The organism is Solibacillus silvestris (assembly GCF_051967575.1).
Classification (GTDB): Bacteria; Bacillota; Bacilli; order Bacillales_A; family Planococcaceae; genus Solibacillus; species Solibacillus silvestris_B.
In genome coordinates, this window is the sequence record NZ_JBQCJW010000006.1 from 111,264 (window position 1) to 134,223 (window position 22,960).

The window sequence follows — 22,960 nt, forward strand, 5'->3', positions numbered from 1 at the left end:
ATTTTGGAGGAATTTTTCATGAATAAAAAATTATTTACGTTAGCATCAACTGCGACAGTAGCGGCGGTAGCATTGACAGGCTGTGTTGAAACAAAATCGGATGTAAAAGAAAATGATGCATCAGAAAACACTGGTGCAAAGCCGGTTATCGAACTATTGGGCATGTCTTCTTCTGAGCAGGATATGAATATCGTACGTGACCAATTAGTGAAAAACGGCTTTGATGTGAAACTGAACATCCAGCCTGATTACGGTTCATTCACAGCACAGCAAGATGCAGGGAATTTTGATATCGCCATTTCAAGCTGGACGACTGTAACAGGGAACCCGGACTATGCAGTGCGCGGCTTGTTCAAAACAGGCGGCGACTATAGCCGTACAGCTGATGAAACAGTCGATAAATTAATCGATGAGGCGAGCACTTTGACAGGTGATGAAGCAAAGGAAAAATATAAAGAACTGGAACAGGCATTAGTATTCGACAATGCTTATATCGCACCATTATATATTTCTCAAAAATTCCAGGGTATTTATAAAACAGAAGTAAATCCTGATACAGTTCGTCTTCCGAAATCACGTGCTCAAGCTTGGGAAACAATTTCATTCAACGATGAAGGGAAAAATGCTTCGGAAACTTTGGTACTGCACCAAGCGTTGGCCTCTTTGACATCGCTTGACCCAGTAAAAGCAAATGACGGTTCCATTAACACATTAAATACAAATATGTATGTTCGATTAGTGAACTTATCTGATACAGATGAAGTTGTGTCTGAAGGCTCATTATCATATGACCATGCAATTGCTGAAAACAACGAAGAATATTATTTTGTACTGCGCGATGATATTAACTTCGCAAAAGTGGAAGGCGAAAAAGCGGTCGATACGGGCGATTTAGTTTCTGCGGAAGATGTTGTATTCTCGCTTAATCGTGCGAAAGACGAAACATCGGTGCCGGACCACCGCACATATTCAATCCATGAAAATATTGAGACAGTTGAAATCGTATCGGATATTACTTCTTTGGAATCTGTGAAAACAGCAGATGGCAAGTCAGTTTTAGAAGAATTATCAGATGAATTGCCGGCAGCGATTTCCGAAGTCGTGACGGATGAAAAAGACGTAGACAATGCAGCAGGGAAATATCAGGTTGTTAAATTGACGACACCAAATCCTTTCCCGCAAGTATTAAACTACTTGGCGCACCAATCCGGCGGTATTGTTTCGGAAGCTGCCGTAACAGCAGTGAATACATTTGATGTTGCAAGCTATGACCCGAACTCGGATATTGCTTACGGCGACCAGTCGACAATTACGGAAGGTGCAGGCTATGCAAACCATTTAGCCGCATCCGGACCATATGTTTTAGTAAAGAAAAACGACTATGAAGCAACATTTGTAAAAAATCCAGCTTATCAAGTCGGAACAGAAAACGAGCCGAATATCGACAATATTAGTGTTCGCTTTATCCAAGACAATGACAGCGCACTTTCAGCATTGCGCAATGGCGAGATTCATGTATTGCAATCAGTGCCTGAAACAAAAACCGATGTTGTGGAAGGCGATGAAAACCTGCAGCTAAAAACAGCTGACAGCAATGCGGTATCGTACTTATTATTCAACACAAACGGCCGCGAAACTGCAAAATCAGCAGACTTACGCAAAGCGGTGCTATACTCGATTAATCAAGATGAGTTCATCAGCTACTACCAAGGCAAGAAAAAGCCTGCTGTATCAACTGTAACACCTTTAATAGACACAGGTTTAAAACTGGAAGCAGACAGTGCAAAAGTAAAAGAATTTTTAAATGCTTACAACGAATCTAAATAAAGGAATTCAGCAAACTGGCGTACTCTTTATAGGGTACCCCGGTTTTTTTCTTTTGCGTGCGAACGGGAATACTGTACAACGGTGTACGCTTTTCACTCATCATCAGCTTCAATTTGGCCAGCCCTGCACATCCTAAGAAAAAGCAGCAGCCCTGCGAATAGCCATTTATTTTAAACAATTAAATGAAGGGACTGTATAATCAAAATTTGGTAAAATAAACAACAACTGCATATTTCGTGATAAACTGAAAGTAATACTATACAGAAGCATAATTGACTAAAGGAAGGTTGAATTTCATGGCATACAAAAAATCAGCAGCATTATTGGCGCTTTTCGCCATTCCCGCAACAGCTGCGGTGGTGGGCGATGCACCCGTTTCCGCGAACACATCGTATTCGTATGATTGGCAAGTTCAAAATGCAGAAAATTTGATTGACCAAATTAACCCTGCGAACACTACATACCAATACTATTTAACGGAAGCGCGCAATGCCTACAATGCACTAACTTATTACCAGCAAACACAAGTACGTAATGCGGCGACTTTATTTTATTATTTAGGCACAAATGAAAATCAGCAGCATGCGCAAAATACATTTGCTGCAAAAATGGCTGCGATTTCTTCTCGGAATAGTACATTTATCCGTGATATTGAAGAAGCCAATCGTTATTACAATTCATTGACGGCCGGCCAAAAAGCGGTCATACCGCATCATTTATACATACAGCTTCAAAATTATGTGGAAAATGCAAGAAAAACGGAGGCTGTTCAACAGAGCTTTGAACAATTGAATGTAAAAGACGGAAATTATGTATCCAATTATCAGTCTGCGATGTATGCATACAATTTGCTTCCGTATGATTTTAAGTTGTTATTGACGACAATGGCAAACGACAAAATGAGGGAATATGAAACATTTCATTCTCCTTCATATAATCGCTCAATTGCTCAGCAAGTAATGACGGCCATTTCGAACTTAACGACTTCTTCGACGAAACAGCAAGTGGAAGAAGTGCGCGCTCAATATAATGGATTAAACATATCGCAGCAAAGCTTAGTGACCAATATTAAAGATCTGATATATATAGAGGACGTGCAAAGCAATATTCCCCATGGCTGGGACCCATATTATTATGATGACGAACAGCTACAGGAAAAGGAAAGCCCGACAAGGATTGAAGTGACGAAGCAAGATCAAACATATACGGTTTTAATGCCTGTTTCGGATATGAATCGCTATACACCGACAAAAATAACCGTTTCCAATAATATTGCGCTTTCGATTCCGCGTGATGCGATACCTGGCACAAATGAGCAAGCGGTAGTCGCAATGACGATAGAGGAAACAAGCGGACAATCAGTATCATTCTCTGCAAGTTTATACAATGATAATCTGCAGTTTGCCTCTTATATTGATATTGAAGTGAAAGGCTTGCCAGCTACGGCGACATTGCTGCGTTTAGGCGATGATGGAGAATATAGCGCTACACCTTATACGAGAGTGGCGAATAAACATATTATTAAAACGAAAACTTCCGGTGAGTATACGGCAACAAATAATCAGCCCCGATTATTCGATATTCATGCAGACGGGCATCGTTATGAAATTGAGCAATTGGCAAAACGGAAAATTGTTGAAGGAGATGAGAATAATTCATTTAAACCGCGTGAACATGTAACATTGGCGCAATATGCGACGATGGTTTCCCGTGCAATGGCATTAACGGCAAATGAAGGCTCCGCATACCGCGATGTACAAGGGAAATGGTATGAATCGTCTATTCAGTCCCTTATAGAGGCAGGCGTTTTAGAGCAAAGGCAATCCAATTTCCTTCATGCAGAACGAATCATGACACGGAAGGAAGCGGCAATCATGTCCATTCGTTTGCTTCAGCATGCGGGAGTTGCGATTGCCGACCCGGATTATTCAAGTAATCCTTTTACCGATGTCAAACAGCTTTCTTCTTCTGATCGCTACTATATCGCATTGGCATATGATTTTGGCATTTTTGGAGGAAAGGAAAATGGCAGGTTTGATCCGGATGGCAAGTTGACACGTTCCCAAATGGCGAAAGTATTGTACCGTACATTGCAAATAGCAAAAATGATGTAATAATGCCAAAGGTAGGGCGTTGTAATTATATAAAAAACAAGTGTGCAAACGGAATATTTGCACACTTGTTTTTATTGCGTCCGGTGGTATTCCTTTGTCGTGCCGTCAGCAAATTTTATTTCAATTTCCACTTCCAAAAAGTTATCGGGCTGATTGAATTTTTGGAGCACTTCATCAATGACTGCATCTGATTCGGTATTAGCATCAAAAGTAAAGCTTTCAAAAATCGGAACTAATTTATTTGTTGCTTCATTTCCTTCTATTTTTGATTTATTGACCTCATCATCAATTTTCGCCTCCGCACGTGAAGCTTCGTTTTCGTAGTTCACTTCATAGCTTTCGTCATTTGCATATTTAATATCCAGCTCAAAATGTGTAAAGTTAAAAGGTGCATTCGAAGTATCTGTCACCGTGCTTGTCTGATTCATGCTGTTTTGTTCAGTCGGCGCATTATCCGGTAAATTAGTCGCCTCCTCACTATCCCCGCAAGCTACTAATAATGCACTCGTGCTTATTGCTAATAATAAAGAGAATTTTTTCATTGTTTAGCCACCTTTCTACTACTGTTAAATTACCCGGTTTATTAAAAATTAATCAGCATGTTATTATTTAAAAAAAGTTATTTACGTGAACAATCTTATAGCTGTCTTTTATGGTATTGTTCATCATTCTGTGCAAAACTTGCGGTAATGAGCAAATTTATTTATTTCCGTAAACTTTTTTTATATGCCCAGACGTCTAATAAGTGTCGACAAAATAAAAGAAAGGCCCAACTCATAATGAATCAACTTTTAGAGCAACTTTTCATTCAATATGTGCGGGACAACAAAAAACAGCTTTACATACTAGCGTACAGCTATGTGAAAAATGAACAGGATGCATTGGATATTGTGCAGGATAGTATTCAAAAAGGTTGGTTAGCATTGGACCGCATTGACAATCATGCACAAATGAAAAGTTGGTTTTATAAAATTGTTGTCCGTACATCGATTGATTTTTTACGCAAAATGAAGCGTATACAAGTAACCGATCAACAAACATTAATGTACTTATGCGAGGAAAGTCAGGATACTTACAAAAATATGGATTTGGAAAATGCATTGGAGCAGCTGCCCCTCGAATTAAGGGAAGTCGTCATCCTGCGCTTTTTTGAAGATCTGAAGCTCGACGATATTGCGGTCATACTGCAAATTCCGCTAAGCACCGCCAAATCCCGATTGTATAAAGCATTGAAATTATTAAAAATCGAAATGGAAAATGAGGAGCGTCATGGACATGGATAAAAAGTTAAAGGAATTAAAAAAGCAATACAAAAATGTCCCGATTCCGGATGAATTAAATGAAGTCGTGGAAAAAGCATTGCACCGAAACAAAAAGAAAAGTCCTTATCCAAAATGGATACTCGGCTCTGTTGCGGCTGCAAGTATAATGTTTACAGCAACAATCAATACGAGCCCGGCATTTGCAAAGAACATGGCACAAATCCCGATATTAAGCAACTTTGTCGAGGTGCTGACATTTACAAAAATCGAAGAGAAAAACGGAACATACGAAACAAAGATAGAAATCCCGCAAATTACAGGGGATTCAGAGGAAATCGCCGCTCTGAATGCAAAGTACAAAGAAGAAGGTTTAGCATTATATGACCAATATGTGCAATTTTCCAACGAGATGGAAGATGGTCATCACGCATTGGAAAGCGGCTATACAATCGTGACGGAAAATGAGCAGCTTTTATCAGTTGGTCGCTATGTCGTGGAAATAGTCGGCTCTTCGTCTACGGTCATGGAATATACGACAATAGATAAAGCACAGCAAATTGCGATAACACTGCCAAGTCTTTTTAAAGATGAACGCTATATTGACATTATAAGTGCATATATTGCCGATGAAATGCAGCGTGAAATGGCGGATTCCAATGGGGAGAAAGTATATTGGGTCGAATCAGATTCAGAGGAGCCGGTATTCGATAGCTTCCAAAAAATCCGCAAAGACCAGAACTTCTATATATCGAATGAAGGCAAGCTCGTCATTGCTTTTCAAAAGTATGAAGTTGCGCCAGGCTATATGGGCTTAGTACAATTCGAAATTCCGACGGAGATCATTCAAGATGTATTAGTAAGCAATATTTATATTAAATAACGGGTAAGGAGCATCGTGAAATATACAGATGCTCCTTTTGCTATCGAAGCGGAAAAATCGGATAATTGACTAATAAATATTACCAGTAAAACCAGTTTCAAGGTACTTTTATGTTACAATTATTTAGTGGAACATTGATTGAAGTATGAATTTGATCACACATTAATACATTATTTCACATAATCCATTGAAAATTGCGGTTTATTCAATCATTTTTAGGAGGATGACTACATGAAAAAGATGACAAAAACGGCTTTGGCGACGACGTTAGGAACGACTTTAATGCTAACTTCAATCATGCCTGCAGTTAAAGCACAAGAAATCACGCCGGATATTAGCAATTGGGCAATTGAAGCATTAAATGATGGCGAAAAGTTCGGTATTTTCCCAGTCGAATGGTATTATGAAGGTTTCCGTTCGGTTATTTCAAATGGGCGTTTAAATTCGCTGATGGATTTAACGGAGAAAAAAATTGCAAGTTTGGATTTGCCGAAAAATGAATCGTTCACACCAGCAGCAGTGCGCGGCGACAATACGCGTGGCGATATTATTAACCGTCTATACAACATTGTTGCCCAATACGATTTAAATGTTGCAGAAGACGCAGTTGCATATATGCAGGAGCGCAAAATATTACAAGGCTCCGAAAAAGGGCTAATGCTTGAAAAGGAAGCAACGACACAGCATGCAGTTATTTTTGCTGTTCGTTTAATCCAAGATACGTTTGAGCAAGCAAATGCCGGCGCTAAAGGTGTGGCTTGGGTAGTGGAAGATGAGGACACGAAAATTTATTTGCTCGGTTCGATCCATGTCGGCACACCGGATTTATACCCGATGCATAAAAAATTAACGAAAGCATTCAATGATTCGGAAGGCCTTTTTGTAGAGGCAAACTTATTGGATCCATCAGGTATAGAGTATTATATGGAAAAGGCGATGTATACGGATGGTCGCACAATTAAAGATGCCGTAAGCGAAGAAACATATGTAAAGTTGGAAAAAGTTGCTGAAAAATTGGGATTGCCGATGGAAGAGCTGGAATTGCAAAAGCCGTGGCTAATTTCAAATAATTTCACATCATTAACGATGGATGATGCTTTCGGGTTGACGGCAGAGGAAATGGCGATGCATGGTGTGGATATGCAATTTTTGCTAAGCGCTTATTTACAGCAAAAGCCTGTATATGAGCTGGAGGGCATGAATGCGCAAGTCGATATGTTTGAGGGCTTATCGCTAGAAGCGCAGGAAGAATCATTAGTCGCTGCACTTGATGGCATTTTAGAGCCGACAGAGCAATCAGACGAAGATCTTCAATTAATGGCGGACTGGTTTACAAATTGGATTAATGGCGATGTTGATAAGTTTGCGGCGAGCTTAACCGAAATGGAAGGGGACACATCGGAATTCAACCAAATGCTTTTCGGCAAACGCGATGAAAATATGGCGGCAAAACTTGCTGATGTACTGGAAGAGCAAGACGGCACATTCTTTGTAGTCGTAGGGGCTGGCCACTTTTTAGTGGACAAAAATATTCGCTATCATCTGGAGCAAAAAGGATATGAAGTGAAACCGTTTTATCAATAAGATTTTCGGCACGGAGCTTATTTACAAAAGTAAATGCTCCGTGTTTTTCATTTTTTTCAACGAATCCCCATTTTGAATCGTTACTATATAGAGAAAGGAGTGAGAAGGATGGATGAGCAGCAGCTTACTATTTTAATGAACCGGCATACTGCGAAGCTTTTTCGCATCGCCTATTATTATTCAAAAAATTTACATACCGCTGAAGATATCGTTCAAGACGTGTTTATTAAGTTTTATGAGAAAAATATCGAGCTCGATGCTGATGCAATTGAACGTTATTTAATAGTGATGACGTCAAATAAATCAAAAGATTATTTAAAAAGCTGGCACTATCAAAAGCTTGTTTTACAGGAAAAGTGGCTGCATAGGGCTGGACGCAAAATGCAGGATGCGTTCATTATAAAAGATGAAGAGGAAATGATCAGTGAGGCAGTTTTAAGTTTGCCGATAAAGCAGCGCGAAGTTGTTGCATACTATTATTTGGAAGGGTATTCCATTGCGGAGCTTTCGGAAATATTAAGGCTGAATGAAAACACCGCGAAATCCAGGCTCGTGAAAGGGAGAAACTTACTGAGGGAAAAGCTAAGTTCAATCGAATGGGAGGTGTTGAAAAATGATACGTTATAAACTGAAAGAGCTAAGAAATACGACGATCCATGAAACAAAAATACAGCAAGCTGTCCAACATAAAATACACGGGAAAAGACCGAAACGATTTTTTCATATTCCTTTATTGTCAGCCATTATTAGTATAGCTATATTAATATTTGTCATCAGTCAGCTAACCCCGGATCATAATGCGGCAAGCTCCACTCAGCAACCTGCCTTATTGAATATATTCCATGAAATAGACGGTGCGGGTGTCGCCTACAGTGAAAATTTTAAGGAAATGGATATGCAGCAATTTCGAAGTTTGCGCTATTACAATGAAGTTTCACTGGAGCAATTTTTGCTTGCGAACAATGTGTCGTTCCCGGAGCCGCCGGAACCTTTTAATAAAGAAGACGGCACAGTCATCGCCGTGAATGACGGCTATTTTACCGAGCTGCAGTTCCATTTTAAATCAGGCGAACATTTTTTGAATATTTCACTGGCCCCTTTATATGTTCCAATCAATGAAGAATTGCTGAGGGAAAGTTCAGTGGACGCAGCAGGCAATCCAATTGAGTTTGAACGATTAAATGACTCGGCCACTTTAGTGAAGCAAAAAAATCAAAGTGGGAGCGGTCTCGTATTTACACATTATTTTTACAATAAAGAAAAAAATGCAATTCAAGTGACGGCTACACGGGCAAACGAATATTACAGCTACTCTGATGGGCTCCTTTATCATATCGGATACGATGGCACTGCATCAATCAGCGAACAGCATATGACCGATTTTGTGAAAGACTTTATTTTAAACAATGAAATCCGGACACTTGATCTGAAACAGGTAACAACTGAGGACAATTGGTTGAATCGCGGAGGGAAGTCGATGCTCGTTTGCTTGATCATTTCGGTATTGAGCTTTGTAATCATGCATTATTCATTGAAAAATGCTTCCCGGAAAAAAACGAAAATTATATGGACGCTCATGTGGCTCATTGTGCATACACCGATTTTGAGCTGGCTTATTTCATTTAATACAGGAGTATTGTATCAAGACGGATTTGCAGGAATAGGCATGCTGATGATTTGTTTTCCCGCTCTCATCGTTCTTGGTTTATGCATCATCTTGCCGAGAAACCGAATGTTCTTTATACAATTGGCCGCCATCCATATACTTGTCTATTTATTTGCTATTGGCTGTTCAATATACGATCAAAGCTACCGGCAATTCTCAAATGATGTACAGCAATACGATATTCCTGTCTCTAAAGGAGCAGTAAATGATCTGCATAGAAAAGCTGCGGATTAAGAATATAATGCCTTTCCCATATTGATCCAAGCATAATTGTGCCGCGCATACAAAAATATGCGCGGCTTTTGTCATGATTGAAAATATGCCAATAAAGGCTTGCCGACAATCATAAAAATCACATAAATCGACAGTGCGCTGAAAATGGCATGACTCGGTTTCCAAAAACTCGAAAAATAAAAAACGAATCCTGTAAACAATACCATGCCAACTGCCCCGAAAATAGCATTTTGCTGAACAGCATGAAATGTTTCGGCTGTCATGCTTTTCATTTGAAGGCGCATATTGAATAGCGTTAAAATCGGCAACAAAGTGATGACACCCGATAAAAAATGCAAATTAGAACGGCTTAACCATGAAGCAAGAAGCATGACAGTGCCGCCAATAATGAATTGTATAATATAAAACACGAATTTTTCTTCCTCTATTCTTTTAAAATACAATAACTATAGATGATCCGAACGAAGGTTTCAATACTGTTTTTGCAAAATAGTAAAAATTACAAAAGATTACCGATATAGAGCGCAAACTAAGCATTTTAAATACAAATATATTTTAAAAAAAGGTTGTCATAGCATTCATTTTCAGTGTACGCTTAATGAAAATGATTATCATTCGCATGGAAACGGTGAAATGGAAAAGAGGGACGCCATGACGGCTCAAACTAATGACTTAATTAAATATTTCGCGAATGCAACGGTGCAATATACCGATTTGTTTGTGACAAGCTTAAAGGCGAATGTACGTGATACTAATCGCAGCACGGCCCCGTTTTTTAACGGTCTCGTAATCACGCTATCAGGCAGCGCCAATTTTTCATTGGATGGGGAAGTGTATGCATTGCATAAAGGCGTGATTTTGCATGCCGGTCCGAATATGGCCATTGATATTACAGTTACGAGCAAGGAAATCTGGCATTATACGGTCATTCATTATGAAGCGAAATGCAACACTTACTCATTTGAAAAAGGGCATTTTGAAATCGAAACGGGGAGCCATCATAAAATGGAGTACTATGTTCAGCAGTTGATCCATTTTGATAAAATTCCGGGAGATTTGAACAAGCTAAAATGCAAATCTTTATTTTTGCAGCTAATAGAATTTATCGTCATTTGCGCAAAAATACAAACGACTAGCAATGCGGCCGAACAAGCCATTGCTTTTATGACCGAAAATTATGCATTGCCGATTTCAATTGCTGAAATTGCTGAAGAAGTAGGCTGTGACCGGCGACGACTAGCCTATTTATTCGATAAGCAAACCGGAATGTCACCGATTCAATTTTTAACAGAAATCCGATTGAAAAAATCCAAGGAAATTTTAAGGACAACGATAATTCCGATTAAGGAGATTGCTGAATTAGTAGGCTATCAGGACGGATTTTATTTTTGCCGCGTGTTTAAAAAACAGTACAGCCAAACACCGACAGATTATCGCAGACAATATTTAGCTGATTGAGCAAAAATCCATTTTTATTGTAAAAAACTCTATTTACGTACATACGGCTGTTTGATAACATCATATTTGTAAACAAGTTGATAATGATAATCGTTATCAATATATGGGAGGAAATTATGTTGAAAAAATATCGTACATTAATCGGTGCTGCGGCATTGACGCTAATGCTGGCTGCTTGCAATGCGGACGAAGAAGTTAATTCATCTTCAGCAGCCGGATCAGAGGCAAAAACGGTGGAAGCGGCAAATGAACATAAGCCGGGGGCAGAAGAGGCGACAACACAAAGAGTTTCCTATTTGGGGAACGAATATGAAGTCCCTGCAACGATCGATTCCATTATCGCCGCAAGTTTAGAAGCGATGGAAGATGCGGCAGTGCTTGGCGTAAAACCAGCAGGCGTTATTTCAAATGACGGTACGACAATTCCAAAATATTTAGAAGCGGATTTAGCAGGCACAACTGTAGTTGGTTCGAAAAAAGAGCCAAGCACAGAGGCAATGCTGGCATTAAATCCGGATGTAATTTTAGGGACGAGCAAATGGGATGAAGCACAAATGGGGAACTACAACAAAGTAGCAACAACATTCCCGTATTCCCATATTTCAACGAACTGGAAAGAAAACCTGCTATTATTTGGCCAATTGGCAGGCAAGGAAGCAGAAGCCCAACAAGCATTGGACGACTATGATGCAACAGTGAAAAAAACAAAGGAAGCAATTTCCAGCAGTGATTTAAAAGACAAAAAAGCAGTCATAATTCGTGTGCGTGACGGCTTAGCGCTTTATCCAGCGGGCGTTTATTTAAATCCATCATTATATGAGGATTTCGGCTTTAAAGTACCGGAAGAGTTAAATGCCATCGAAGCACAGACGACGATCACATATGAAACATTGGCAGAATGGAATCCGGATATAATTTTCCTGCAATTTGCCGTTGATGAAAACAAAGAAACACCGGAACTATTGCAGGAAATTTTAGATAACCCCATTTTCAAGAGCACTGCAGCTGCAAAAACAAATAATGTGCATGTGAATATTGTTGATGCAATGGCACAGGGCGGAACTGCTTGGTCCAAAATCAATTTCTTAAAAGCGTTTAATGAAAACGTATTGAAATAATAAATGCGGCTGGTAAGAAATTCTTGCCGGCTTTCTTATATTCATACAAAAGGGGACTGACGATTTTTGAAGCATCCATATCGGCATTTCACTGTATTTTCAACAATTATGCCTATTTTAATCATTATCGTGACAATTGTTTCGATTTCATTCGGGACAAAGCCGATTCCCGGAAATACTATAGTAGAAGCGATTTTACATTTTGATAAAGAAAATGTAGACCATCAAATTATTTGGTCAGGAAGGATTCCACGCGTGCTCGCTGTGTTATTTGTTGGGGCATTTTTAGCAGCGGCCGGAGCGATTATGCAAGGGGTTACGCGAAATTTCCTTGCATCTCCTTCGATAATGGGAGTGACGGATGGCTCGGCTTTTTTCATTACGATGGCTTTCGTATTTTTGCCAGGGCTGTCCAGTTTTCAATTAGTATTAATATCAATGCTCGGATCCCTATTTGGTGGAGCGCTCGTTTTTGGCTTTGCTTCAATAATAAAAAATGGCTTATCGCCTGTACGGTTAGCAATTATCGGCACAGTAATAGGAACATTCATTAGCAGTATCGGCACTGCGATTGCAATGTACCATCAAATTTCGCAAACAATTACGATGTGGTACAACTCAAAAGTACATACGGTCGAAATGGAACTGATTTATTTATGTGTGCCGATTGGGCTCATCGGGCTCGCACTAGCCATATTAATATCTCGTGCTGTCACAATAACGGCGCTAGGGGAAGAGGTTGCAGTAAGTCTGGGACAAAAAACGAGAACTGTAAAAGTACTAAGCATGCTGGCTGTTGCGATTTTAACAGGGACAGCTGTGGCCCTTGTAGGGAAAATCGCATTTGTCGGATTAGTCGTACCGCATATTGTCAGGATGCTGATGGGGGTTGATTACCGGATGATTATCCCGTGCTCTGCAGTGTTAGGGGCATTTTTCCTATCTGCATGTGATTTAATAAGTCGTTACGTTAATTTCCCGTTCGAAACACCGGTTGGAGTAGTGACTGCACTTATTGGAGTTCCATTCTTCTTATATTTAATTCGTCGAAAAGGCGGTGAAAAATATGCCGCTTAAAAAAACAAAATGGCTATTTGTTATTAGTGCATTATTTTTTATTCTTTTTGCCTCAATGTATATTCATTTGACGAGCGGTGCATTTACGATGACGACACCTGAAGTTTTTAAAACATTGTTGCGCATTCATTCCAATGAGCAATTTGATCTTGTCGTATTCGATTTCCGCTTGCCAAGAATCATTACGGCTGCTTTAGTAGGAATGGGTCTAGCAATGGCAGGGGTCGTGCTGCAAGGCATTACAAAAAACGCACTGGCAGATCCGGGAATTATCGGCATTAATGCCGGTGCAGGCTGTGCAATTGTCATCTTCATGTTTTTCTTCCAAGTTGAATTAATAGGTGTAGAAATCAATGGTCTGTTGAAAATTTTAATCGTTCCGGTTTTTGGCTTCGTCGGCGGGGCGCTCGCAGCTGCGATTATTTTGGCGATTTCATATAAGCAAGGGCGTATGGATATGCAAAAGCTCATCTTAACAGGAATTGCGATTAACACAGGCTTTGGTGCCCTGACACTTTTTTGGTCGTTAAAAATGGATGAAGGGGATTATCAAGCAGCCGCGATTTGGATGAATGGCTCGATTTATAACTCGAATTGGTATTTCGTTAGTGCGATGTTGCCCTGGCTTTTCATTTTAGGTTTTTATATTTATAAAAAATCGTATTTGCTCGATTATTTTCAATTAGAAGAAGACACGATTATAAGTCTTGGCATTTCCTTTGAAAAAGAAAAAATAAAATTATTATTAGCAAGTGTCGGCCTTGTAAGTGCATGTGTTTCTGTGTCAGGAAGCATCGGTTTTATCGGACTTATGGCTCCACATATCGCAAGACAGCTTGTCGGCATCCATCACCGCTATATGATGCCGGTAAGCCTCTTTATAGGAGCCGTTTTACTCGTATTTTCCGACTATATTGCAAAGACGGTATTTTCACCAGTTGAGCTATCTGTTGGCATTGTCGTCTCGCTAGTCGGCATTCCGTATTTCCTGTATTTACTCGTAAAGGCGAAAGGGTGAGCAATATGTATGTATTCGAAGTTGAAAGCTTAACGACAGGCTATGAAAACAATAGAATCATCGAAAATTTGAATGTTTCGATTCAAACAGGCAAAATTACGACAATTATTGGACCGAATGGCTGCGGAAAGTCGACTTTTTTAAAAACGATTGGCCGCATATTAAAAAAAGAATGCGGCGATATTTTCTTGCAGCAGGAAAACATGAACACAATGGCGACAAAGGAAATCGCAAAAAAACTAGCGTTGCTTGCCCAATCGCCAGCAGCGCCAGGGCAACTAAAAGTACATGAGCTAATTGCATATGGTCGTTATCCGCATCGCAAAAATGTTGGCCGACTTACGAAAGAGGATATCGGAAAAATCAATTGGGCAATGGAAGTCACACATACAGAAGAATTTAGGGACCGGGAAATTTCGGCACTATCAGGAGGACAGCGCCAGCGTGTATGGCTTGCAATGGCATTAGCGCAAGAAACAGACATTTTGCTGCTGGACGAGCCGACAACGTATTTAGATATGGCGCATCAGCTCGAAGTATTGGAAATCGTGCAGCAGCTCAATAAAAATTTCGGGTGCACGATCATTATGGTGCTGCACGATTTGAATCAAGCTGCGCGATTTTCGGATGAGCTTATTGCAATGCAAAAAGGAAAGGTGCTTTATACAGGTTCACCAGAACAAATCATGACAGCGGAAATTTTAAAAGACGTTTTCCAAATTGATGCGAAAATTGTAGTGGATGATGAGCATCAAGCACCCGTATGTTTTTCTTATAATTTAATGAAATAGGTGGATAAAATGCATTCAAAATTTAATGATTACTCATATAATATCGAGATTTTCTCACTAGATGAAGCACCGCCAGCAGATGGTTTTTCTGTCATTATCGTTTTAGATGGCACGCGCTATGGCAGAATACTACATGAAATATTGGCGAACCAGCTAAGAAATCGTGCAAAAACTGGCGTGGAGCCTGCTGTCATTGTCGGTATCGGGCATTATGAAAAAGATATTCCAAACCAGCGTTTTTATGATTTTACAGCACCGGCTGCCCACTATCATTTCCCGGTTCGCAGGGGGAAGGTTATGAAAGAAATGCCTGCTGGCGGTGCGGTGCAGTTAATGGATTATCTTTTGCATCAAATTATCCCGATGATTTGCAGTAAATATGCTGTAAATGCAAAGAAGATATCGCTTTACGGCCATTCCTTAGGTGGATTGTTTGTGCTTTGGAGCTATTTAACGTATCCTTCCGCATTTTATAAGTATATAGCATTAAGCCCATCGATTTGGTGGAATAATCATGAGCTGCTCAAGATGATGCAGCAAGCAGAAAACTGCTTTACGGCGCCGCTTTATATTGCAGTCGGCGGAGAGGAAGGGGACATGGTGGACGATGCACAAAAATTCTTTCATATGATAAAAGAAAAAACGATGAATAGTGAATTTTATATTGCCGCAGATGAAAATCATGCATCTGTCATTCCGGCAACAATAAGCCGTGTGCTGCGTTTTTTGAAAACACTATAACAAACAGAGCACACACCACATAATAACAGGCTGCTGTACATATAAAACTCCTTTCGAACGAACTTTAAGGAAAGAGTACGGTATTTTGACGATGCTTTCAATATGGTTTAATATTAGTACTAACTTATAGAAGGAGGCTTTATTAAAATGGGGCGTTTAGAAAATAAAGTAGCAATTATTACAGGTGCAGCAAACGGGATTGGTAAAGCTATCGCAGCAAAATATGCGGCAGAGGGCGCAAAAATTGTCATTGCCGACTTCAATGAAGAAGCGTTAAATGCAACTGTTGAACAATTTAAGGCTGACGGCAAGAAAGCATTTGGCGTAAAAGTGAACGTGGCAGTCGAAGAAGATATTCAGCGGATGGTTGATGATTCGGTTTCACATTTTGGCCGTGTGGACATTTTAGTGAACTGTGCAGGAGTACTTGATAATATGAAAGCGGCACATAATGTAGACGACGAAATTTGGCAGCGTGTCATGGACATAAATGTTGGTGGCGTAATGCGCGGCATTCGTAAAATTTTACCCATTTTCCAAGAGCAAAAAAGCGGAGTAATTGTCAACTTGTCTTCACTTTCAGGCCTACAGGGCGGCCGAGGTGGCTTTACATATACAGCAGCTAAGCATGCAGTTACCGGAATGACGAAAAACGTGGCTTCGCATTATGGCTTGATGGGCATCCGCTGCAATGCGATTGCCCCAGGGCAAGTGGATACAGGACTAGTTCAATCAATCGAAAACTTCGATATGTTTGGTCTTGGGCAAGCAACGCGCGGTGTAAAGGATTTAATGCCGGCACCTGCACAGCCAGATCAAATTGCCGATATCGCATTATTTTTGGCAAGTGATGAATCATCATATATTAATGGTGTCGTACTAGCAGCAGATGCCGGATGGAGCGCATACTAGCCGATAAAAAGCAGAAGCTACCTACAACAGCAAATAGCATGGACGATTTTGGCGTTGCATTACAATTCATGAAAATGCATGCAGTCACTTAGGAAAGGAAGTTCATTGCAAGAGAAATCTTGCGGGGACTTCTTTTTGCTTATGTTTCCCATACTTTAAAAGAGCGGTAGAAAAAAGCAGTCTTTCAATGCATCCGATTCCAGTAAGCATTTAGAAAGACTACTTGTTTATAAGGAAGGCAGTTTTTGAATTTCCACACGGTTGCGCCCGTTTTCTTTAGCCGCATATAAAGCTTCATCGGCTTGCTCTATAATGGTTTTCAAGCTATTGCCATGTGATGGGTAATGGGCAATCCCCGCTGAAAAAGTGAGCGGTTTGCCGACAAGGCTGACTAATTCCGAAAATTCTTGTTGGAGCGCTTTAACGCGGAAGGCAGCATCTTGTACAGACGCTTCTGAAAAGACGAGTATAAATTCCTCTCCACCGTAACGGCACGCCAAGTCATCCTTGTGCAGGCAGTCTTTTAATTTGCCGGCTAGCAGCTGTAAAACTTCATCGCCTACTGTGTGCCCATATGTATCATTGATAGCTTTGAACCAATCCACATCCAAAATGGCCAGTGAATAGGCTTGTTGCTGTTCCGCCAGCATTTGCATTTCTTTATCAAAAGAACGGCGGTTGAGCAGCTTTGTCAGTGAATCTGTCGATGATTCTTCTTTAAGCGTGTTTAATTTACCATGCAAACTCGAAAAGCTTTGGATGAGCGCTTCTTGTATTTTGTATGCTTCATAATACCAAGCACGAATATCCTTCAGCTTTTTCACCTCGTATTCCTTCACACTATTTTCAGCAATTTCAGCCATGTTTTGGAGAGGCCTCACGATGCGAGTTGCCAAAATAAAGATAAGAATGGTTGATAATAAAATGAAGGGCAAGCTGATAAAGAAAATATTCAGCCCTTGTTTTCCGGCCATTTTAATCGCTTCGTCATATGGTGTTTGGACGATAATTCCCCAGCGTGTCGTTTTAGAGCCGCTATATCCTGCCAACATGGATTTGTTTTCGGAATTGACAATCGCCTGCGAGCCTTGCTTGTTATTTAACAGCCGCTTGACGACTTCATTTTCTGATACGTCTTCACCTAGCCGCAATCGATCGGGATGATAAATGAGTTTTCCTTTTGTGTCTACAACATAGACGTACGAACCGTTTTCATAAGGATGCTGTCCGAGAATCACTTCAAAAATATTGGACTGGTGCAAATAGATTGTCCCGCTTATTAATCCTTTATATATGCCGTCATCTGTAAAAATGGGCACAGAAAGGATGATTAATTCACGACCGGTTGGCGAAATGAACGGGTCTGAAATATAAGGTTCCCGATTGCGAAGATCTTCCCTGATTTCGGCCTTTTTCCCTGCTGCCCCAAGCGTCTGCGGTGCATTGACCAAAATATTAGCCTCCGCATCGACAATCAGCACCGAGCTAAATGTATCCTCCTGTGAATAAAGGCGGTCCACTTCCTGCTGCAATTTTTCGGCATTGTCAAAATCAGATGCGATTATTTTTGCACTATACTGCATAATTTGCTTTGTATCCGCAACAAATTTATCAATCGTTTCAGATAACTTCAAAGCGTAAACCCGATTATTTTCAAGCGTCTGTTCTTGCATAAGGAGAATATTCCCCTTATAGCTGCTGTAAACACTAATGATGGAAGAAAGTACGAACGCCAGCGCAATGACCGAAATAAATAAATATTTTAATTTAATATAGTTCCGTAACGAAAACATTACAATCTCCTGTCCCAATCTGGGTATGTTAATGATTTAAACTATCGCTAGTATACCATAGGGAATGTTCCCGCGTTTCATGAAAATCATCAATTCCGCCAAAAAAAGGTTTTCCGATTGTGGATTATTTAAATGAAGTCCATCATGTTCGAAAATCGGTGCAATCCCAATTTTGGATATGCTTTTCCTTTCTCAAGCATGGAGGCATGTATATAAGCACACGGACAAATTGAGCCGTTTATTTCGTATTTATACAAGACAAAGGGATGACGATTACAGGCTTTGTATAAATAATAGAAGGCTTTTTTCTACGAGTATGGCATTTTATTTTCGTTGTCATGTATGAGGCCGATGTTTTAATGTCGATGATTAGAGGAAAAGACAATTTACAAGTTCCTATAATGCTTTATCGACTATTTTAAAAAGTAGGAGGATTTAATCATGGAAAACAAAGAATTTGAAACGAATAAAAAATCTTATAATCGTGTGCCGGATGAACATAAAGGACAGCCTGTGAAGGAATTCGATGAGACAAATCATGTCGATATCCAGCAAGACAATGTGAAAGAAGATCTTTTAGTAGAAACTGAAAAAAAATCGTTCAACCGCCTGCCAGACGAACGCAATGAGAAAGAGGTCGAAAATTATAATGAAAAAAGCCATATAGAACAAAGGAAAGAAAATAAAGAAGATGTAAACTTAGCGGAAACAGAAAAGAAATCGTATAATCGTTTACCGGATGAGCGCGATGAACAACAGATGGAAAGCTACAATGAAAGAAGTCATGTAGAGGGCAATGTTGAACATGAAGAGGCCGCAAAATTGACTGAAACGGAGAAGAAACCGTACAATCGATTGCCGGACGAGCCTGTGGAGGAACGTTCCATTCAAGAGCAATATAAAACCGGTAATAAGTAGAGAAGTAACTTTGAAATCAAGAATCTGTAAAGCGAAGGGCATCGGGTATATTACTCCCGATGCCTTTTCTGCTATTATTCGCCAAATGTTTCATACCAGCTATAGAGCGATGCGGTGAAGCTGACACCAAACAATATACCCCCGATTATGAGGGAAGCATTGGCATAACTTGTTTTGACGAATAAAAATTGCTCGCTGTCGGAAATGCCGCCAATTGAATTTAACCAAACAGACCCAAACATATTCGCAAGATGACCATTGAATACTATGAGCAACATTCCGATTATCGCAAAAATCAAGCTTAATTTAAGTAAACGGTTGTTTTTGTCCATTGAAGGCCTCCCTATATACGTTTATAAAAAGGGTACCATAATTTCACTCGTACTAGCATGGAAAAAAGAAGATGGGATTGCGTCTTTACAATACTCCCTTGCCAAGGCCATTATTGAATCGGCAAAAAATTCGATTGCCAAATGCCGGTATTGCTTTTTGTCATCGTCCAAATGCCAGTATCCCCGTTTTCCAGTTTGTATTTAATGACGCCATCATCGCCATTTTCCTGGAATTCCCCTCGTTCGATTAACTTCGCGCGACGCAATGCCCAAAAACGGTTTTTTTCACTCCCGATAATTGTGTTTTCCTTCATATGTTCAGACTCGGACCAAAGTACATGACCTTCTTTTGATGTGTACATGCGATAATTTGTTTGTTCATCAATTAAAAACTTTGCATAAAGCTGAACACGAACATATGTGATCGGATCCACACCGCGAAATATTTCAACATCGTTTGCCATTTTAAATTGAGTATATAAATCGCGTTCTTTTTCCGACCAAAGTGCATCGTAATTTTGACGAGCATAGCCCGCAATTTTTCCGCGCAACTGATCAAGAGTAATAACTTCTGCTGCCCCTCGCGCCCAATTGTCTGGCACGACGAATAATTCGTTCGCAGCTAACTGTGTATGAGGGAAGCTGGTGAAATATATATTTTTTGCTTCCTGCTCATTAAAATGCTGTCCTTTCATTTTTTCCATATATTGTTCGTATACTGGTTCGCCCATTATTTTTGCGAACATATAATCATGGGCGATATGATTCATGTTCGTTATTACCGAACCATTTTTTATTTCGATTTTTTCGTTAGGGAGCCCCAGCACACGGCTAATCGTTTGCTGCCCATTGTTATTTATATATGTGATTACATCGCCGCGCTGCAAATTTTCTATCGATGAATCGACGACAAGAGGATATTCATAATAGTCTTTATTACCGCGATCCATCGTGTCCACTTTTAGCTCAATGAAAGACTGGGTAGGGGACAATGAATCAACAACCGGCACAGTAATTGCTTCATCATTTTCAGCACTAATAGATTCGGCTAAACGAACCCATTCGCCATTCGTTTTATGAACAACGATGCGCGCTGCTTTTTCGCTTACCGCAAACCAATATGTTAAGTCATTATCAAGCTTTACAGTATGCGCTTCTTTTTGACCGACAAGTATTTTATCTAGATGGGCTGTTTCGATGACACCAGCATACATGAACGGCTCCTGCACTGTTGAACTCCACAAACGCTCATGGTGATATGGATTATTTTGCGCACCGGTCGTTTGTCTCCATTCCCAGCCGTCTTCATATTCAAAATACGCTAAATAGATAACTTTGCGCTCTTTTTCGTATTCAATGAAAGCGACAAGTGCATCTTGTTCCTTCAAGTAGTCAAATTGTCTGAATAGAATATCGTAGTCTTTTCCGAACATTTTTTCTTCAAAATAACGCTCGAACTTTGCGTGCAGCTGCCGATCCTGCTGCCAAAACCCGGCGAGTAATACGAGCGCTAATAACGCAATGAAACTTATAGCAACGACGGAAACTTTCCGATTTTTCTTTTTTCGATTTTGAATATGGTTGATAACCGCTTGTTCGTTTTTATTCACAAATCGATATTCCTCTTCCAATACATTTTGCAGTTGGCGTTTTATTTCATTCAAAAAAATCACCTCTCAATTGGAGTCCGCTCAGCGATGTTTTCAATAAAGCCCGGCCTCGCCGCAACCTTGTTTTAATAGTGTTTTCAGAAGTGTCAAGCAATGCCGCGATTTCCAGACTTGTTAATTCTTCATAATAAAACAGCACAATTACTTCACGATATTTAATCGGCAATTGTAATACTGAATTAGCGATGGAGTTTTGCTCAAGCTTTTTTAAAGTCTGTTGTTCTGTGGAGGGCATTGAATCGCTCGGCATACTATTCCAAAGATTTTCCAATATACGAATCCGGTTTTTAAAGCTTCGCAAATGGTCACAGCTTTTATGAATGGTCATTTTCGCTAAATAAGTTTTTAAGCTGGCACGTCCTTCAAATTGCCGGGTTTCAAAATATTTAATAAATACGTCTTGTACGATGTCTTCTGCAATTGTCCAGTTTTTCACATAAACATACGAAAGCCGTGTCAAATAATCGCCATAAGTTTGCATTATTTCTCTCATTTCATATGTACTCATAAATGCCTCCTTTCTCTGCGCAATAGACGAGCGACGCATGCATATAGTTTCAAAAAAACCAGGTAATGGGCAATTGTCTGCTCCCATACCTGGAGATTTCCGCGCCGTATCATTTCAAAGCCGACTTTGAAATTTTTAAGCTGCAAAATAAATTAGGCGCTGTCAATAATACGGGGCATATGGAGAAAGGGATGTACAGCAGTGCAGTTCCGTCCGCAAAATCCTCTGCTCGTCCATGGATGAAAAATGTGCGAACCGTGCTTCGGGTACAGTAAATTGGGTGGGATATAAGACATGATCAAAAATTCCTATGCATAGGAAAAAACCAATGTTAGCAACCTTGGAATCAGAAATAAATATGAAAACGTTTTTCAAGCAGTCACAGTATTAAACCCCTAATGGCTCATGCATAACAATATTAAAAATGTCAGGAAACTGATTGACGATAAAGTTAGCATGTCTAATTTCACCGAGCTGTGCAAAGTCGAAATTCACTGCAATGGAAGTCAATTTATTATGAATGGCCGCATTTATATCCGAAGCGCGGTCACCGATCATATAGCCACAATGAACAGACTGCTCGTTCATAATATGCTCGACCAAATGCGATTTATCTTTTGACTCGATCTGGTCAATACTGTAGCATTTTTTTATCCAGCGATTTAATCGATACCGTTCCATAATTGCTTGCAAATAAGCTGTTTCACCATTGCTGGCAATATATAAAGGGTACTTTTCGCTCAATTTTTGCAGTGTCCTTTCAACGCCGGCATATAATGCGCCATTGCCTTTTTCGATTTCATTTATAAGTGCGACTTGGAAGTGCTGATTGCTCTGTTCCCGGATCTCCGCGGAATGTACGGGACATAAAGTTTCCCATACGACATTTAATGGAACCCCCATTATTCTGCGGTATGTTTCTATCGGTGTCCTGCCAGACCAAAGCCCATTTCCACGCAAATGCTCAAATGTCTGCTCGAGTGCTCTTTCTAAAATAAGATCTGTTTGAAATAATGTGCCGTCCATATCGAAAATGATTGCTGTCTGCATTGGAATC

The 22,960-nt window shown here is 40.0% G+C and carries 22 protein-coding genes; 15 read left to right on the plus strand and 7 right to left on the minus strand.

Annotated features, from left to right (window positions below; genetic code table 11):
- The first annotated feature begins 18 nt into the window (after window positions 1-18).
- Window positions 19-1,827 (plus strand): ABC transporter substrate-binding protein, encoded by a 1,809-nt coding sequence (locus tag ACTHOQ_RS05880; protein ID WP_440494801.1) that lies wholly within the window; start codon window positions 19-21, stop codon window positions 1,825-1,827.
- A 296-nt stretch (window positions 1,828-2,123) separates the two neighbouring features.
- Window positions 2,124-3,941 carry an S-layer homology domain-containing protein gene (locus ACTHOQ_RS05885; protein ID WP_440494802.1) on the plus strand — a complete coding sequence of 606 codons (1,818 nt, stop codon included), beginning with the start codon at window positions 2,124-2,126 and terminating at the stop codon, window positions 3,939-3,941.
- A gap of 71 nt (window positions 3,942-4,012) precedes the next feature.
- Here the strand turns inward: ACTHOQ_RS05885 and ACTHOQ_RS05890 are convergent, their stop codons facing one another.
- Entirely contained in the window at window positions 4,013-4,483 is a 471-nt protein-coding gene (locus ACTHOQ_RS05890; protein ID WP_440494804.1) for a YusW family protein, read from the minus strand.
- Between the two features lie 237 nt (window positions 4,484-4,720).
- On the opposite strand from ACTHOQ_RS05890, the gene sigV reads away from it, so the two are divergent.
- From sigV to ACTHOQ_RS05915, 5 genes are all read left to right on the plus strand, one after another.
- Window positions 4,721-5,224, plus strand: a complete 504-nt coding sequence (sigV, locus tag ACTHOQ_RS05895; protein WP_440494805.1) for an RNA polymerase sigma factor SigV — start codon at window positions 4,721-4,723, stop codon at window positions 5,222-5,224.
- Window positions 5,217-6,083, plus strand: a complete 867-nt coding sequence (rsiV, locus tag ACTHOQ_RS05900) for an anti-sigma-V factor RsiV (protein ID WP_440494806.1) — start codon at window positions 5,217-5,219, stop codon at window positions 6,081-6,083. The genes sigV and rsiV overlap by 8 nt, the downstream gene beginning before the upstream one ends.
- Window positions 6,084-6,314: 231 nt before the next feature.
- Entirely contained in the window at window positions 6,315-7,667 is a 1,353-nt protein-coding gene (locus ACTHOQ_RS05905) for a TraB/GumN family protein (protein ID WP_440494808.1), read from the plus strand.
- A gap of 108 nt (window positions 7,668-7,775) precedes the next feature.
- Window positions 7,776-8,294 (plus strand): sigma-70 family RNA polymerase sigma factor, encoded by a 519-nt coding sequence (locus ACTHOQ_RS05910; RefSeq protein WP_440494809.1) that lies wholly within the window; start codon window positions 7,776-7,778, stop codon window positions 8,292-8,294.
- Window positions 8,281-9,567: a hypothetical protein gene (locus tag ACTHOQ_RS05915; RefSeq protein WP_440494810.1), complete on the plus strand. Its 1,287-nt coding sequence runs from the start codon at window positions 8,281-8,283 to the stop codon at window positions 9,565-9,567. The genes ACTHOQ_RS05910 and ACTHOQ_RS05915 overlap by 14 nt, the downstream gene beginning before the upstream one ends.
- Window positions 9,568-9,638: 71 nt before the next feature.
- Here the strand turns inward: ACTHOQ_RS05915 and ACTHOQ_RS05920 are convergent, their stop codons facing one another.
- A complete protein-coding gene (locus tag ACTHOQ_RS05920) occupies window positions 9,639-9,977 on the minus strand; it encodes a GlpM family protein (protein WP_440494812.1) in 339 nt (112 codons plus the stop codon).
- Window positions 9,978-10,218: 241 nt separating this feature from the next.
- Between ACTHOQ_RS05920 and ACTHOQ_RS05925 the strand changes: the two genes are divergently transcribed.
- The 7 genes from ACTHOQ_RS05925 to ACTHOQ_RS05955 all read left to right on the plus strand — a co-directional run bounded on the left by ACTHOQ_RS05925 (window position 10,219) and on the right by ACTHOQ_RS05955 (window position 16,682).
- Window positions 10,219-11,025 (plus strand): helix-turn-helix domain-containing protein, encoded by an 807-nt coding sequence (locus ACTHOQ_RS05925; RefSeq protein WP_440494813.1) that lies wholly within the window; start codon window positions 10,219-10,221, stop codon window positions 11,023-11,025.
- A gap of 119 nt (window positions 11,026-11,144) precedes the next feature.
- Window positions 11,145-12,143, plus strand: a complete 999-nt coding sequence (locus ACTHOQ_RS05930) for an ABC transporter substrate-binding protein (RefSeq protein WP_440494814.1) — start codon at window positions 11,145-11,147, stop codon at window positions 12,141-12,143.
- Window positions 12,144-12,209: 66 nt separating this feature from the next.
- Window positions 12,210-13,220 carry a FecCD family ABC transporter permease gene (locus ACTHOQ_RS05935; protein WP_440494815.1) on the plus strand — a complete coding sequence of 337 codons (1,011 nt, stop codon included), beginning with the start codon at window positions 12,210-12,212 and terminating at the stop codon, window positions 13,218-13,220.
- Window positions 13,210-14,238 carry a FecCD family ABC transporter permease gene (locus ACTHOQ_RS05940; protein ID WP_440494817.1) on the plus strand — a complete coding sequence of 343 codons (1,029 nt, stop codon included), beginning with the start codon at window positions 13,210-13,212 and terminating at the stop codon, window positions 14,236-14,238. Before ACTHOQ_RS05935 ends, ACTHOQ_RS05940 begins: the two co-directional genes overlap by 11 nt.
- A 5-nt stretch (window positions 14,239-14,243) precedes the next feature.
- Window positions 14,244-15,029: an ABC transporter ATP-binding protein gene (locus tag ACTHOQ_RS05945; RefSeq protein WP_440494819.1), complete on the plus strand. Its 786-nt coding sequence runs from the start codon at window positions 14,244-14,246 to the stop codon at window positions 15,027-15,029.
- Window positions 15,030-15,038: 9 nt separating this feature from the next.
- Window positions 15,039-15,770 carry an alpha/beta hydrolase gene (locus ACTHOQ_RS05950; protein ID WP_440494820.1) on the plus strand — a complete coding sequence of 244 codons (732 nt, stop codon included), beginning with the start codon at window positions 15,039-15,041 and terminating at the stop codon, window positions 15,768-15,770.
- Window positions 15,771-15,917: 147 nt separating this feature from the next.
- Window positions 15,918-16,682 (plus strand): SDR family oxidoreductase, encoded by a 765-nt coding sequence (locus ACTHOQ_RS05955; protein ID WP_440494821.1) that lies wholly within the window; start codon window positions 15,918-15,920, stop codon window positions 16,680-16,682.
- Window positions 16,683-16,909: 227 nt separating this feature from the next.
- Here the strand turns inward: ACTHOQ_RS05955 and ACTHOQ_RS05960 are convergent, their stop codons facing one another.
- On the minus strand, window positions 16,910-18,475 hold the full coding sequence (locus ACTHOQ_RS05960) for a sensor domain-containing diguanylate cyclase (RefSeq protein WP_440494822.1): 1,566 nt from the start codon (window positions 18,473-18,475) through the stop codon (window positions 16,910-16,912).
- Between the two features lie 441 nt (window positions 18,476-18,916).
- Between ACTHOQ_RS05960 and ACTHOQ_RS05965 the strand changes: the two genes are divergently transcribed.
- Window positions 18,917-19,393 (plus strand): hypothetical protein, encoded by a 477-nt coding sequence (locus ACTHOQ_RS05965; protein WP_440494824.1) that lies wholly within the window; start codon window positions 18,917-18,919, stop codon window positions 19,391-19,393.
- Between the two features lie 74 nt (window positions 19,394-19,467).
- Here the strand turns inward: ACTHOQ_RS05965 and ACTHOQ_RS05970 are convergent, their stop codons facing one another.
- From ACTHOQ_RS05970 to ACTHOQ_RS05985, 4 genes are all read right to left on the minus strand, one after another.
- Complete coding sequence (locus tag ACTHOQ_RS05970; RefSeq protein ID WP_440494825.1) at window positions 19,468-19,725, minus strand: translation initiation factor 2; 258 nt, start codon at window positions 19,723-19,725, stop codon at window positions 19,468-19,470.
- Window positions 19,726-19,835: 110 nt separating this feature from the next.
- Entirely contained in the window at window positions 19,836-21,389 is a 1,554-nt protein-coding gene (locus ACTHOQ_RS05975) for a S26 family signal peptidase (RefSeq protein WP_440494826.1), read from the minus strand.
- Window positions 21,382-21,903, minus strand: a complete 522-nt coding sequence (locus ACTHOQ_RS05980; protein WP_440494827.1) for a sigma-70 family RNA polymerase sigma factor — start codon at window positions 21,901-21,903, stop codon at window positions 21,382-21,384. The genes ACTHOQ_RS05975 and ACTHOQ_RS05980 overlap by 8 nt, the downstream gene beginning before the upstream one ends.
- Before the next feature lie 387 nt (window positions 21,904-22,290).
- Entirely contained in the window at window positions 22,291-22,953 is a 663-nt protein-coding gene (locus ACTHOQ_RS05985) for an HAD hydrolase-like protein (protein ID WP_440494828.1), read from the minus strand.
- Window positions 22,954-22,960: the final 7 nt, after the last annotated feature.